Origin of the sequence: Labilibaculum sp. (assembly GCF_963664555.1) — a bacterium.
Lineage (GTDB): Bacteria > Bacteroidota > Bacteroidia > Bacteroidales > Marinifilaceae > Labilibaculum.
Genome location: NZ_OY761461.1, coordinates 3,656,025 through 3,672,162 on the forward strand (window position 1 = coordinate 3,656,025; position 16,138 = coordinate 3,672,162).

The window sequence follows — 16,138 nt, forward strand, 5'->3', positions numbered from 1 at the left end:
AATTATTTATTTTATAAATTTCCATGCATCAAAGTGAAAAAGCTCACCTTCACCTCCCTTAAAAACAAGATAAAGATCATGCTTGCCTTTCACTTTTTTCACCTTTGTTGTGAATGACTTCCATCTATCATCCCCACCTGTATTTTCAATTTCACAATTACCAATAAGTGAACCATCTTTATCATCCAACCTAATCTCTATTTTCCCTATGACTAAGGAAGTCACAATGGCTTCAAACTCTTTTGCTCCTTTTTCAAAATCAACACCTACAACTTGTAAATAGTCATTATTATGAATATGGGTTACATACATTCCTTTTGAAGTATTTTTATTTGTCTTAAGCCCCTCGCTCCAAGCCATTGTTTCTGCTTCAACATTTTGGTAAGGATTAAATGAGCCAATTTGAGCAGGTCCCTCTACGGACCAATAATGGCGATTTTGTATTGTGCCATCATCATTATAAACCATTTCATCCATATCAACCGATCGCCTTTCATAAAAGGTGCTTGTTGATTGCTTTATAAGATCGTAACTATGCCCAAAACAATATGATTTTCCTTTAAAGTCAATAATACCAGGATGATTACCTCTTGTTAACTCAGAAGCATCTACAATCATACCCTTGTACCGCCATGGCCCTTTAGGCGAATCACTCATAGCATAGCCAATTCCTTCCGGACAACATGTTGAAGCATAAGACAAATAATAATGGTCTTTCCGCTTCCAAACCCAAGGGCCTTCCTGATAGTTTTTAGGTTTTGAAGGCTCTTTAACTATTTCTCCTGAAACAGAAATCATATTCTCATTCAATTTAACGTAATATAAATCTGGGTTTCCCCAATATAAGTAAGCCTGACCATCATCGTCAATAAAAGGAGTTGGATCAATATCGTTCCAAATATGATCTGAATCAATTAAACGTTTTCCTAAAGGGTCTTTGAAAGGCCCATATGGGCTATCTGCCACCAACACGCCTAATCCATTACCATGCATTGGACAATACATATAAAACTTTCCATTTCGTTCAATACATTGAACAGCCCAGGCTCCATTATCTTGTTTTGCCCATTTAAAATCCTTAAGTGAAGCTACAGTACCATGTTCAATCCAATTAACCATATCTGTTGATGTATAAAGAAGCCAACCGAGCATTTTAAATCCCTCTGCATCATCTTCATCATGAGATGTATATAAGAAAACAGTATCATTATACACCATTGGAGCAGGATCTGCTGTATACTTGGCTTGAATTATCGACTTCTGTTTAATTGAATTTTGTGCCTTACTATTTACTCCTGCAATGACAACAAAAAATACAATTGAGTAAAGAACAACTAATCTTTTCATCTACTTAATAATTAGTAAAACATTAATAACCAAAACAAATCACAAACACACTCCGATATGTCAGCTAATTTGCTTTGCCCATGACTATTTCATCTTTTTAAATTTTATTTTTTCACCAAATGCCTGCCCTTTCGAACCGACTAAAGACTCACAAGTGACTGTATTACTTTGTGCTATATTCTTAAATACTTTACAAACCGCTGCCAACATTGTAGTCTAATGTTATTTTTCTGCCGGTATAAACAACAACCTTACCAATCCTTGCTTTGGAATTATCTCCCTTTACTTTATTTGTTGAAACTTTGACTATATTGAATTTCCTATTTTTAAGCATTCCGGGGAAACTTCCTTTTAAGCTATCAATAGTCAATACTTTTTCAGCATCGTTCCAATTAAAAGTGATGGTTGAATACATGCCTTTCTCATAGTTGTAATTGTCGTTTTCGTCTTCGTACAAAGTAAATTCGCCATCGGCACCTTCATAAATACGAATTTCAAGCATATCCCATTTTTTTTCTGCTGCATACTGCACTTTTGGCCCGAATGGAAGAATGCTGCCAGCTTTTATATATAAAGGAATTTTATCAATGGCAGTTGTAACGGTAATATTCTGTCCTCCTAAGTATTTTTCGTTTGTCCAGAAGTCGTACCACTCTTCGCCAGCGGGCAAATAAACATTTTTAAATTTAGGTTTACGGAAATTAGTTTCTGTATTGCTTTTAGTATCTTCCTTCTCTGCTTTATCCCAACCAGTATCCGCATCAATTTTCAATGCTTTTTCCGGGGTATATTGCGCACTATCAATAGGAGCCACTAATATCGACTTGCCAAACATATACTCATTTCTCAAATCTTTTACATTCTCATCATTAAAATCCATTACTAAAGCCCGCATAAAACTTGACTGATCTTTAGTAACGTCCCATGCTGTAGCATAAATGTATGGAAGAAAAGAATAACGCAAATGAATTATTTTTTCGATAGCATCATAAATTGGTTCTCCCTTTTTACCAAACTGATAGATTTCTCTGGGAACATCTGTTCCATGAGAACGCATCATAGGTGTAAATGCTCCAAACTGCAACCAACGAACATATAGTTCCTGATATAAAGGATTTTTTGAACCGGAGCCATCATTCCAATTTTTATTATAGGCTCCTGCAAAAAAACCTCCAATATCGCTGTTCCAGTATGGAATACCACAAAGAGAAAAGTTCAAACCTGCCGGAATTTGATTTCTCAAAGATTCCCAAGACGAACTAACATCACCCGACCATGTATTAGCACCATAGCGCTGTTGTCCGGCAAAAGCCGAACGGGTTAAAATAAACACGCGCTTATCAGAAGAAACTTCGCGCTGATGTTCATAAACCCCACCAACAGTCATTAACGGATATGCATTACGAACTTTTCTAAATGAGCCCAAATAAGTTTTATTATCCATATCCTGTGCTCTGAAATCAAGATGATCAGGTTCTGTGGAGTCCATCCACCAACCGTCCATCCCCAACTTAAAGATACCTTGGTTTAAATATTTCCAGTATATATCGCGGGCTTCAGGATTATATGGATCATAAGGTTTAACTCCGGATGGATAATCTTTGTTGGGAGGCCAACTGGTCAGCCCGGATTGAGGCCAGGTTCCAATATTGAGCAACATTCCCTTTGGATTCATTTCACGATAAGGTTTAGTCATAGGGCCAAAGGAAGACCAAATGGAAATAATTATGTGTGCATTCAAGTCATGAATATCATTCACCATTTTTTGCGGCTTTGCAAAATCAGGATTAAGGAACTCCATGGCATTCCACAGGTAATTATTTCCCCAATATTGCCAATCCTGTATAATGCCATCAAGTGGCACGCCCAATTCCCGGTATTTTTCAACGACTCCAACTATCTCGTTCTGAATCTTATAACGTTCTTTGCTCTGCCAATAACCAAAAGTCCATAAAGGAAACATTGGCACTTGCCCGGTTAGGTTACGCATACAAGCAATTACACCATCGGAGTTGCCACCATACATAAAGTAGTAGTCGATACCATCGCCAACTTCTGAACTAAAACTGGTTGACTCACTATTATCCTTAAAGGTGGTAGGAGAGTAATTATCCCAATATACCCCATATCCTTTCTCAGACAAGAAGAAAGGCACGTAATCTTCGGTGTTGTTTTGCACCATTCTTACTTCTTGATTACGTTGCGACATTTTTCCCCGCTGAAGAATTCCCAAGCCATAAATTGCCTCGTTTTCATCCAGAACATATGACTGTGAGACACTATAAGTTGTATCTCCGGCATCAATAAAATCAGTAAATTTACCTCCATATGCTTTTTCGTTCAACAAAGGTTCTCCTGATATTGTTTTAAATGCCACTTGCCCATTCTTTAAATTTAATACAACACTAATTTTCTTACTCTTCAAGGTAATTTCCCTGCCCATTTCTTGGATATCAAAAATCTCTTCCTGAGGCTGCATAATCACAGAGAGGCTCTTTTTTTCAAACTCGTCACCCTCCGGAAATTTTAATATCCGAACTGTTGATGGTCCATAAAATTGAATTTCTATTTCAGTAGAATTTATTACTGTTTTAATACCCAGATCTGTATGTTTATATGATTGACCTTTACTGGTATTGTATAACGAAAAGACCAGTAAGAGCAATATATACATATGCTTTAATTTCATAATAAAAATATTTTTAATAATCATGCAATTCTTCAAGTTTACCTTTATTTAAAGGTATTTTCAATATTCCATTTTTAAAACTTTAGTTGCAACCACTGTTCCATCTGAATAAAGTTCTTTAACTATAAAAATTCCTCTCCGATTATCTAAATCAGTTATTTTTTGTCCTAATAAAGTAAAATATGCAGTTGACGTAACCACAGCGCCTGAACTTGGAATATTATAAATCCCATTCGTTTTTTCTACTTGTCCGAATAGAGCAATAGTTTTACTAAAAGCTCCTGCCGAAGAAAGCTCAATATCCCCACTATACATATTGTCTGTTAAACCGGAAACTAACCTTACATATATAGTAACCAATGAGACTTCACCCTTATTCGGACCAAGCGATATCATTTGAGAATATCCCTGTGTCTCTTCTAGTGATATTTCATAATTGGCAGAAGATGTAATGACAATATCATTCGTCAATTTATTACCGGAAACTATAATTTGCTGTATAGTAGATGGTCCTGTATCAATTCCATAATAAAAATCATTAAGCTCTGTAATATTATTTGAGTTAATATCCTGAATATTAATAGATGGTGGATCATATTCGCTGGAATTAGATAGGAATACAGTATCAATTACAAAAGGATTACTGCCATTAGACCAAAAACCTGCAATATAAATATGTTCCGAATTAAGAGGTGTACCATCATTTTTATTTGCATGTTCCAGCATTACAACCACTTCATTTTCATTACCGAACTGATACGAAGCAGGTGATCCCCAATAACTACTACCATCATAAATATTGAATGATATATCGGCAGTATTATTTCCACCTAATCGAGCAATGATATATTTATAACCAGTTAAATCAATTCCTTCATATTGCCAACCTCCAAAACCATATAATCCGGTTTTCAGCGTATTGGTAACTCCATCAAAAGAGCCATTTTCCCAGATATCAGGATTAAATAAATTATTTGTTAACGGAAAAGTGGTTGAAGTAATATTTAATGTCACTTGCTTTTGTACACCTAAAGGTCCTGTGTAAGCTATATCAATAGTTGCTTCTCCATCCTTAAATGAGTAAATTCTTCCATTAGAAACTTCAACGACCGAGGGATTGTCAATAGTGTACTCAGCAAGAGAACCTACATTTTCGATATGCCCATCAGCAAAAACAGCCTTTATTTTTAAACCTACAGAGCTACCTGTTAAAAGTGTTAATTTCTCCCCACTTTCAACAACCAGATCCGATAACGTTAAATAGTCATCTGCAGCACCTTCAAAACTATATTCCTTTGCATATTCTTGATACCAATGATAAACCGGCCATGGACAAGCCTCCGGATCATTTAGAAAGACATAATTCTCACCTTCAGCAGGAGCAATTCCTGTAAAATCATCCAACAGGTCAGGACTTGTAAAAAGGAGCCAACTTACATTGCCGCAACTGTCAACAATCTTCTTCAAATTTGCACCGAAACCATCTCCACCAGCAATACCGGTAATATCTTTACCCCAGGATGCGTTGTATTTTTCCGGCGCCCAATCCATCTCTGTTACCATAATAGGTGCCATATCAGCTATTGGCTGAACCTGATTATTCCATCCATTTTGGAAAGGTTCATAGCCTTGACCACTGTTAAACCACCCTGGATAAACATGCACTGCATAACCAATATTATCACCTTCAATGGGATTAGCTGCATACCCGGAATACAATGACTGATATCCTAAACCCGGTATCCAAAGTATGTTATTTGCACTCTCCCTTACAGCATCAACAATTGCCTGAAAATAGATTTTAAGCTTATCGAAATGACCTTGCGTACCTGCGCCATATGTTCCATCGTATCCAAGTATATCAACTGGTTCATTAGCTAATTCAAACATAATATTAGGATTGTTTTTTAATTTGGGATGTTGAGCAACATATCCCCAAACCTGAATAAGATATTGCTGATATGCATCGCCGATAGCTATCTCTTCGGGACAAACTCCCGGAGGACGCATTACAACGTACAATCCCTTTGAGATTGCATATTCGGCCATGGGGATAAAAACCTGATCGAGATATGTTTTAAACCGATTAAAGTCAAAGGCAGATATATCGTTTTCACCATTAACCTGCACACCCGGAGTATTGGACCAATAAGGATCCATATGCAATCGGATAAAATTCATTTTCCAACCGGCCTGCAATATACCGTCAATTAAGCCTTGGTTATAAGTCAAACATGCAGCCACATCAAAGTTGGTCCATTTTGAATTCTGTTCGTTAAACCAAGGAGAGTATGTTTGAGCAAAACCGTGCAAATTTACAATATGACCAGAAACATCTTTTAAATATCTCCCCTCCACATGCAACTGAGGCATTGGCATTCCTTCCCATGCAAATGTGATATTTACATGGAAAATAACTGCTAATACCAAACACAATTTTAAAATTACTGTCTTCATCATGACTATTTTTTTGTGTGACTTTTAATAATATTGCTTATTAATTACAATTGTACAAACGTTATCAGGCAATCTATCTTCCACCTTTTCCCTTTGGATTTGCGATCTTATTTTCAGTCCACAAAAAGAGAATAGTGTTGCGAACCAAATTTTTGATCGCAACACAGCCTCATTTAGTTAAAAAAATTTATTGCAGGCAACAAACCTTTTTTCCTGTTAAATATTTAATTGTTAAAACTTCATTATACCGATCAGTGTTACTCATACAAATTGTAGAAAAATGTCTATTAACAGATAAACTACAGAACTAATCGACCAAACCTTATGAATCCATTCTACAAATTTCCGATCTCAACCTACACATCATTGAAATAATATTTTACTTAAGTTATTACCAACCTCATGAAAAAATAACCTTGGTAAATAAAAATTTTAAACACTTAAAAAATCCAATAATACTATTATCCTTATTTTGCCCAATCCTTCCCATCAGGTGTCCTGCGCCACTCAAAATATCCATCAAGTACTTTCAATGCTGATTCACTTGGCACAGCACCTACATGAGGTTTCTGTTGTAAATACATTACCTCTGGAGTTTCATCGCTAAATGCATTCCATTCAGGAACTCCTTCGCCATTAGGATTACCATATTTTGCAAAATTTGTCCAATAAATACCCATTGCTTCTGATATTTCCAGATCTGATTTTGAAGCATTTTTGGGATCTAAATGCTGAAATACATAAGCTACATCTTGCCCATGAGGAGAACCATGTCCATACATAGGCGAATCTTCTGGAAAGTCTGGATGCTGATCGAAATAGTAATAGTAAACTTTTGATTGGCCTGTTCGAGATTGAAGCCTTGCCCAACTCCAGGTTTGCCAACCAAAAGCAGCATCACGCATAAGATCCCTAGCTGTTTTTGGCACCGTATTATCACCAACTGGATAAGCATTAATTAAAGCATCTGCAAATTCGCCATAGCGTCCTTTTACTCCACTAATATATTGCTCAGGTGTTTTTTCCCAGGAAAAACTAGCTCCTTCATCTGAGTTATAACCGATTAATACAGGTACATCATTGTAATTCCCTTCCTCATAAAGTTTATGTTGGTCGTCAGGAATCACAAATCCATCAACAATTGGCCAGCCACCGGGCATAGTCCACCCCTGAGGGATAAACTTTTCAGCAGGCATTTTACGTAACTCGACAATAGATGAAGCTCCATGATTTTTTACATATTCAATACCATCAGCTTCAGCCTGTTTAAGGGTTTTCATATTTTCACCAGGATAAGTAGTTGGGCGTGTTGGCCCAAATGATCCACCACTCTGCGAGATAGCACCAGAAAAAAGTCCTTTTGCCAATGGTGAAGCACACAGCATACTAACCGAGATGGCTCCTGCCGACTCGCCAAAAATGGTCACCTTATCTGGGTCTCCGCCAAATTTGGCAATATTTTTTTGTATCCATTGTAATCCTGCTATCTGATCTAACAGCCCATAATTACCCGACACTTTATCTGGACTTTCGGCACTAAGTTCAGGGTGAGCTAAAAAACCTAGTTGTCCAACACGGTAAGCCACACTAACCAAAACAACCCCTTTATTCGCCATAGCTTGTCCATCAAACACAGGTTCTGAGGTACACCCAAAACTAAAGCCCCCTCCATATATCCATACCAATACTGGTATTTTTTCATTCGCAGATTTCGCTGGAGTCCATACATTCAGGTACAAGCAATCTTCACTTTTTCCTGAAGGCGGATTAGCCCCTTGCATTGGCCCTGGGGCATATTCTGTAGCCTGCCTTACCCCTTCCCACTTTTCTGCTTGTTGAGGAGCCTTCCAACGCAATTCTCCAACCGGAGGCTTTGCAAAAGGAATTCCTTTAAAAACAGTTAATTCACCTTCAATTTTTCCTTGTAACACACCATTTTCACCCTTTACCTGTCCCGGTTCTAAGTTTGAACAAGAATATATACTTATCCCTATTAATACTGTAAATAAAAATGTTATTTTTTTCATTATTCTGTTTTATTGAATCGTTACTTTTACCATTTTTAATTTTTTTACATCAGAGCTATTGCCATAGAAAACTTCGTACTCGCCAGGTGTAACAGCCATTTTACGTTGCTCCCAATCATAAAACTCAAATGAATCAGAAGCTAAATCTATCACTGCCTTTGCAGAACTTCCTGCTTTCACCACTACTCTTTTGAAACCTTTTAATGTTTTTAAAGGGCCATCAATGTCATTCACTTTCCGAACATATACCTGAACAATTTCAGTTCCATCCATACTACCTGAATTCTTAACAGTCAAGGTTATCTGAGTGCTTTCGCAAGTATTAATACTTGATTTACTTAAACTTGCTGCACCAATTTCAAAATTTGTATAACTTAAACCAAATCCAAACGGAAAAAGAACATCTGTTGTATATCGATAGGTACGACCTTTCATGGAATAATCTTCAAAATCGCCTAATTTTTCAGAGTTTTTGTAAAATGAAATCGGCAATTTACCGGAAGGATTATAATCGCCAAACAGAACATCAGCAATAGCTTGTCCTCCCGATTCGCCGGCATACCAAGCCTGAAGAATAGCATCACACGTCTCGGTTTCGGGAGTTAAAGCAATAGCCGAACCGGAACAGTTAACGAAAATCACTTTTTTACCGGCCTCTTTCAATGCCTTTAAACAGTTACGCTGAACAGATGGTAATTCAATATTGGTACGGTCGCCACCTTTAAAACCCGGATAAGAAACCGGCATTTCTTCGCCTTCCAGTTCGCCGGAAAGTCCTCCTGCAAATACTACCACATCTATGCCTTTTAGCTTTTTAATTAAGGAGGTATAATCTACATCAACTTCTTTTCCGAAATTCAGTTCAATATTGGCCTGCCAATCGTTCATTTGAGCATATCGTATTTCAATTTTATACTTTTTACCTGCTTCTACTTTAATAGACATCTTTGAGGAGAGCAAGCGCCAGTTATTGTATTTTCGAATAGTATCGCCATTTACCAACAATTCAAAAGCTCCTGAGGCACCTCCTTTAAAAACAAGATCTTCGGTTTTTTTTGCCACAAATTCGGTTTCATATAAAGCTGAAAAACCTTCAAGTTTTACACCTGATGCAAATTCGTGTTGCCCGGCAGTTGTTAATTTAATTGGATTGGTAATTTGCGTAGTTGCAACAACAGCACCTTCTCTTTCACTATTATTCCAATAGGTAGCTTTAAAACCGGGTTTGCCTTCAAAAGCACATTGCCCTATATAACTTTGGGTAACTTTATCCTCAACTAAATCACAACCTTTATCGTAAAAAAAGGTATTATCAGCCAATTTGGTTTTTATACCGTTAAGAATAGAAATAGTTCGTACCGGTGTACCATTATAATTTCCCCATAACATGGGTTCATTGCCGGCGTTGGGTCCTATAACGGCAATCTTATTCTCTTTTTTGGATAATGGAAGAATATGGTTGTTATTTTGAAGCAAAGTCAGTGACTGGCGAGCCATATCAAGTGCCAACTGTCTGTGTTTTTCATTATTCAAAATTGAAGGAGGAATTTGTGCCCAAGGTACCATTGAATCATCATCAAAATCGCCAAGATCAAAACGCCCAATTAATACACGCATTAAGCTTTTATCTATATCTTCCTCTTTTATCAACCCCTTTTCAACAGCTTTTGGTAATGTCTTATAAGGATAATTATTCCATACACATTCTACATCAGTTCCAGAAAGAACGGCTTTTGAGGCGGCATGAACTGCATCGGAAGATACTTTATGTGAGGTGAAAAAATCAGTAACTGCCCCACAATCAGAAACTACTAAATACTTATACCCCCACTCTTCGCGAAGAATACGTTGCAAAAGCCTTGTGCTGCCACAACAAGGCTCATCGTCTAAACGCTGATAAGCGCACATCACCTGGCGTACATCACCTTCTTGTACCAAAGCCTTAAATGCCGGAAGGTAGGTTTCATATAATTCCCGGGGATCCACGTCGTTAAGATTCAATTCATGACGACTCCATTCCGGGCCGGAATGTACTGCATAATGCTTTGCACAAGCTAACAACTTACGATATTTAGCATCGGCAGGCCCTTGCAAGCCCTTTACTACCGCAACGCCCATCCTAGATGTTAAGTACGGATCCTCTCCATAGGTCTCTTGTCCGCGCCCCCAGCGAGGGTCTCTAAAAATATTTACATTCGGTGTCCAAACTGAAAGACTTAGGAAACGTTTGTTTTCATTACCCATATTAATCCACTCATGGTATTTGGCACGTGCTTCATCTGACACAGCGTCATAAATATCATATAACAATTCATCATTAAATGATGCTGCCATACCAATAGGTTCGGGAAATACGGTTACATTACCATTATTAGCATATCCATGTAAAGCTTCGCTCCACCAGTTAAATTTCTTAATATCCAGCCGTGGTACAGCGTCTGACTGATCGCACATTAATGTTGCCTTTTCTTCAAGGGTAAGCCTTAAAATTAAATCTTTAGCGCGCTCTTCTGAGCTTAGTTTCGGATTTTGAAAGGGATATTGTTGCGCCCGGATATTAACTGTAAGCAAAAACAAGGCTGAAAGGCATAGCCATTTTCGTAAATGTGCGATTGGTTTCTTTTTCATTGTATACTCAATTTTTACATGTTTTTTAAGAACATCATGTTTCATTATTTTACTTGATTTAGTACAGCAGCAAAACCTCCACGGCGCAATAGTTTCACATCAGCAGTACTTGTTTTGTCCACCACCATATATTTTACTGCAAAATCTTTATCATGCCGGCCATCACTGATTAATGTCAACTTATACTTTATATTTTCAGGTAAAAAACTAAAATCGAGCTTTTGAACCCTCTCTTTTTGCATCCCTGAAATACCACCTATATACCAGCTGTTTCCTTTTTGGCGGGCCATTACCACGTATTGGCCGGGATAACCATCCAACAATTTTGTATTATCCCAAATATTTGGTATTGTTCTTAAGAAGCTTTTGGCAGCATCTGGCAGTTCATAATATCCTTCGGGGCGGTCGGCCATATGCTGGATACCAGATTCAAATAAAACACTCAATGCCAGTTCATGTCCATAGGAAGTTATATGTGGATACTGAGAATTGGTAAATGTAACCGGTGTATAGTCCATACTTCCAACAACATTTCGGGTAAAAGGCAATATGGAATTATGTTTTGGTGCAGTAGTCGTAAATTCCGGCCCATTATTATACCATTCAGCCCCGCGCACACCTTCGTATGTCATCAAATTAGGATAAGTACGTGCCCAACCTCGTGGCACTAAACAGCCATGAAAATAGACCATTATCTCAAATTGAGCTGCATCCTCCAAAATATCCAGATAATAGTTTATCATATTTTGTTTTTCGCTCTCGAAAAAATCAACTTTCACCCCAACTACGCCCAACTTCTTTAACTTGGCAAACTCTTCCATACGGTTTTCATGAGTCAACATCCTGTCTTTTGGTGTAGCGCCAACCCATGTGTGTTCGCCACCCGAGTTGTACCACATCAATGGCTTAACACCTATAGAATGAATGTATTTTAAAGCATCTTCCAATTGCCCGCCGTTACCCATAGCATCCCATTCCCAATCGAGTAAAGTGTATGGCCAATTAAAAGCAACAGCCAAATCGGCAAATTTGCAAACTGTTTTAAAGTCTTTTGTGCCATGATTATCGGACCAATAATTCCACGAAGCAACACCCGGCTTAATCCACTCCGTATCTTTAATGACAGATGGTGTTGACACATCATTTACCAAAGTAGATTCAACTATATCGGAAAGGCTACCCATAATAATGACCCTCCAAGGAGATTGCCAAGGCAGTGTTACTGTTGGCTGTGTTTCACCGGTACCTCTACCATTCCACTGATCGGGAAAGGTTATTTTATAGCTATTTTTATCACCATAGTTCGTGAGTTTTGAGCCACAATAATTTCGGTTTAAATCAGCTTCATGAATTAAAAACCAACACTTTTTATCGGCTGTATTAAAAAGTGCCGGATAACACCAATCCTTTTGAATATTACCATCTACCATTTCAGAGTAGAGCCCCTCATTTGCAGGATTATATTTTTCGAGCCATCTTTTTGTACTATCAGGAATAAAATAAGCTGTTAACTCATCTTTTACCAAGTATGTCCCATTTTTTTCAGGAAATTCGTACCGAAAAGCAATCCCATCATTATAAGCCCTGATAATTAGATTTAATTTTGCCTTCCCGGGATTTTGAAATGAAACAGTTATTTCGTTAACAGAATTTGTGCATTTAGAACGCTTGCCATGTAGAGTTGAATAGTTCTCGGTTATTAATCGGGCTTTTCCTGTTTTAAGAAATTGTAAATCCTTACTAAAATTCTGGTCACTACGCACCAATCCAAGATTTATTTTAGGAATAATCTGTGTTGATCCATTACTATCATAATTTACTTGTAAGAACCATGTATCTGACACAAACTCATTTGGAGCATTCACCACAACATTTATTTGTTTGTTTGGTGAGGTTACGGATGCAACTTGAGATAATATTGCAGTACTCCACACACATAATAATATTGAAATAAAAAAGAATTTCATTTTTATACCTATTAATTTTACCTGACTCATTCAACTAAGAAACGCACTATTATCACTTAAATAACACTTTTGAAAAATTATACAGGTTGTTTCGCCATACCGGCCAGGTATGTCCGCCAGGATATTCGCTATATGTATATTTAATTTTTATGTCATCGAATTTGCCCAACATTCTCTGACAGTTTTCCCAGGCAATATCTTCTTTTCCTCCCATTGAAATCCAAAAACACTTCAAATTTTTATTAATCTGCGTTGCATTTTCTTTCATAAAATCATACTCTTTATTTGCAATATCGTCTTGCATCGGATGAATCCATCCAGAACTAAATACGCCCAGATACCCAAACAGATCTGTATTGCGCACTCCCGCATAAAGAGTTTGCATTCCACCCATGGATAAACCTGCCAATGCACGTGACTGAGAATCGGTTTTAACACGATAATTCATTTCAACAAAAGGAATGACTGTTTGCTTTAATTCTGATTCAAAAAGTTTCAGAAACCCCTCACTAAACCCTGACAATGCCAAATTGCCATCTAACATTACAATAACCATAGGTTTCGCTTTTCCTTCGGCAATCAGGTTATCTAAAATCAAATCGGTTTTACCCTGATTTGCCCATCCACGCTGATCCTCTCCTCCTCCGTGCAACAAATACAACACAGGATATTTTTCTTTAGTATTCTGAGAATAACCAGGAGGTGTATACATATAAAAATTACGCCACGAGTGGGTTAAATTTGAATAGTAACGCTTGAATCGAATATCGCCGTGAGACACTTCTTTTATTTGGTAGTAACCATCTCCGACAAAAGGCACCTCAATACCACTTGCCATGCGTCCCATACCGTAAAATGTTTCACTTGAAGGATCAGCCACGGTAACTCCGTCAATAATTAAAGAATAATAATGAATGCCTTCGCTTAACGAATCGGTGGTAACTTCCCAAAATCCATCAGCCTGTCTTATCATATCATATTTTCGGCCTAAATCAACCTGTATCTTACTTGCTTCCGGTGCCTTAATGCGAAAAACAGCTCTTCCATCAGTCAATATCTTTGGGTATTGAGCTGAACGTACATTTGATTCAGCTCTTTGCCCCTCACTGTTGACACCCGAAAACAGGGCATAATCAACCGACTTAAACAACAACTGTGAAAAATGATATAGATTATCTTTCCACACATTAAAATCGTGGTATCCACCGGCAATCACCTGGTAAATATGTGGTACATTATTCTTTTCCAGATAATCGTGAGTACGCTTACTAAAATTGATCAGATTGTCTTTATCGCCGCATGAGATCCAAAGCAGACTCAAATTTTTAGCTGCTTCATTGGGATTTGGCAACAGCTTTTCGGGCTCTTTTGTGTTGGGTGCAGAAGAGAAGCCTCCAATCCAGGCAAACCGATCCATATTACCCAAGCCAAAATTCAAAGTTTGGCCTCCTCCCATGGAAAGTCCGGCGATGGCACGATGTTCCCGATCGGCAAACACGGGATAACTCTTTTCTATGTATGGAATCAAATCACTAATCAAGTCCTTTTCAAATGTTGCAAAAGCTGCCACTTTCAAACTATCATAAATATTCCCTACGGCCCGATCATCTTTCATTGCTCTTCCGTTAGGTAAAACCACAATCATGGGTTCAACCTTTTTTTGTGCATAAAGATTATCCAGAATTACCTGAGGCTTTCCTTGCACATACCACTCCTTTTCATCACCTCCTATTCCGTGCAGGAGATAAAGGACAGGGTACTTTTTATTCTTTGAAAAACCAGGGGGTGTATAAATAAGAGCGCGCCGATTGCAACCAACAGTTTTCGAAGAATAGGTTATTGTATCAATTTTTCCGTGCAAAATATCAGCATTAACCATATCGTAACCTTGCGGTGCCGATTTCATAATCACCTGACTGTTTACGGCTAAGGTAAACAGCATACTAATTGACAAGAATAAAAAGATTTTTTTCATTTTTTTTATTTAAAGCTTTAAATGTCTTCGTATGTTATTTTTGAGGTATAGTTATTTGATATTTTCCACTTAAATACAGCAAACTAAACAGATACAATAATCCATCATAATAAGGATCGCGAAGTAACCTTCGCTATATGACTTAAGTTTGGCATTCCGCAACTCTGTTTCCGATAACCTTCGGTTTCAAGAACAAACTCAGGTTCAGTACCATCAAGATTAAATTGGTCTTTAAATTCAGATATACCCTGAGATCGAAATAACTCCTGAAACTTATCAGCATAAAACTCTTGCCACTCCTTATCCTTGCCATACCAAATGCAATCCGTTACTGTATTCATTGGCACACACCACAAATCATAACGAAATCCGACAGGCATCCTCAGTGTTCTTCAAAGAAACTACTATGAATAACACCTCTACCAATTCGATTAACTTTCTCTTCATAATATTAATTCAAGCATTGAATAAACCTAAATCTTAAGGAAACACGATTTTGTATTTACAACTTGTATCCCCTTTGCGAACAGAAGCAATAACTTCTGCCTCCGCCTGCACGCCTGAAACCAATGAAAACATCTTCTCTGCAAATCCTTCAGAGCAATAACACATTGCAGACGAATCTTTGTCTTTATCGTGAACAGCAATTGTACAAACGCAGTAATTTTTGTTTTCATCGGCAATGAGTATTCCTTTCTCCTTGTCGTAATCGACTTTCCAACCCCATTTTTCGCGAAGGAAAACAGTGAACTTATCAAGATCCCCTTTATACTCTGCCAAAAGAGTATCCATTTTCAGATTTTCATAATGTACCCCTGCAGTTTTTTTAATTAACTTCTGGGCAGACTCTTTGTCTAATCCAACTTTTACATTCAATAGAATACTTGCTATCCATTCCTGTAAAAGCGAAAAATTTTGACTTTGAGCTTGCATTGTGTTTTCATCTGAGCCATCGACTTCTTTTGAAAACGCAAGTGAACCGAACCCACACAAACACGCTCCTGAAAAACAAACTTTTTTTAAAAAGTCTTTTCTATTTACTGCCATC

At 37.5% G+C, this 16,138-nt stretch carries 9 protein-coding genes; all 9 read right to left on the reverse strand.

The annotated features are described in order from the left end of the window. Window positions 1–6: 6 nt before the first annotated feature. Entirely contained in the window at window positions 7–1,347 is a 1,341-nt protein-coding gene (locus tag ACKU4N_RS14525) for a glycoside hydrolase family 43 protein (protein ID WP_321317483.1), read from the reverse strand. Between the two features lie 190 nt (window positions 1,348–1,537). After that, window positions 1,538–4,036, reverse strand: coding sequence for a glycoside hydrolase family 31 protein (locus ACKU4N_RS14530; protein WP_321317484.1), 2,499 nt, complete (start codon window positions 4,034–4,036; stop codon window positions 1,538–1,540). Window positions 4,037–4,096: 60 nt separating this feature from the next. Continuing rightward, window positions 4,097–6,496, reverse strand: coding sequence for a glycoside hydrolase family 5 protein (locus tag ACKU4N_RS14535; protein ID WP_321317486.1), 2,400 nt, complete (start codon window positions 6,494–6,496; stop codon window positions 4,097–4,099). Window positions 6,497–6,960: 464 nt separating this feature from the next. After that, a complete protein-coding gene (locus ACKU4N_RS14540; RefSeq protein ID WP_321317488.1) occupies window positions 6,961–8,520 on the reverse strand; it encodes a carboxylesterase/lipase family protein in 1,560 nt (519 codons plus the stop codon). A gap of 9 nt (window positions 8,521–8,529) precedes the next feature. Continuing rightward, a complete protein-coding gene (gene xyl3A / locus ACKU4N_RS14545) occupies window positions 8,530–11,148 on the reverse strand; it encodes a xylan 1,4-beta-xylosidase (RefSeq protein WP_321317490.1) in 2,619 nt (872 codons plus the stop codon). Window positions 11,149–11,192: 44 nt separating this feature from the next. Further along, the gene (locus tag ACKU4N_RS14550) at window positions 11,193–13,115 is read right to left on the reverse strand and encodes a glycoside hydrolase family 97 protein (RefSeq protein ID WP_321317491.1); all 1,923 of its coding nucleotides are present in this window, start codon (window positions 13,113–13,115) and stop codon (window positions 11,193–11,195) included. 52 nt (window positions 13,116–13,167) lie between these two features. Continuing rightward, window positions 13,168–15,090 carry an alpha/beta hydrolase-fold protein gene (locus ACKU4N_RS14555; RefSeq protein WP_321317493.1) on the reverse strand — a complete coding sequence of 641 codons (1,923 nt, stop codon included), beginning with the start codon at window positions 15,088–15,090 and terminating at the stop codon, window positions 13,168–13,170. Between the two features lie 104 nt (window positions 15,091–15,194). Then, a complete protein-coding gene (locus tag ACKU4N_RS14560) occupies window positions 15,195–15,470 on the reverse strand; it encodes a hypothetical protein (RefSeq protein WP_321317495.1) in 276 nt (91 codons plus the stop codon). Window positions 15,471–15,570: 100 nt separating this feature from the next. Continuing rightward, complete coding sequence (locus ACKU4N_RS14565; protein ID WP_321317497.1) at window positions 15,571–16,137, reverse strand: DUF6144 family protein; 567 nt, start codon at window positions 16,135–16,137, stop codon at window positions 15,571–15,573. Between the last annotated feature and the right edge of the window lies 1 nt (window position 16,138).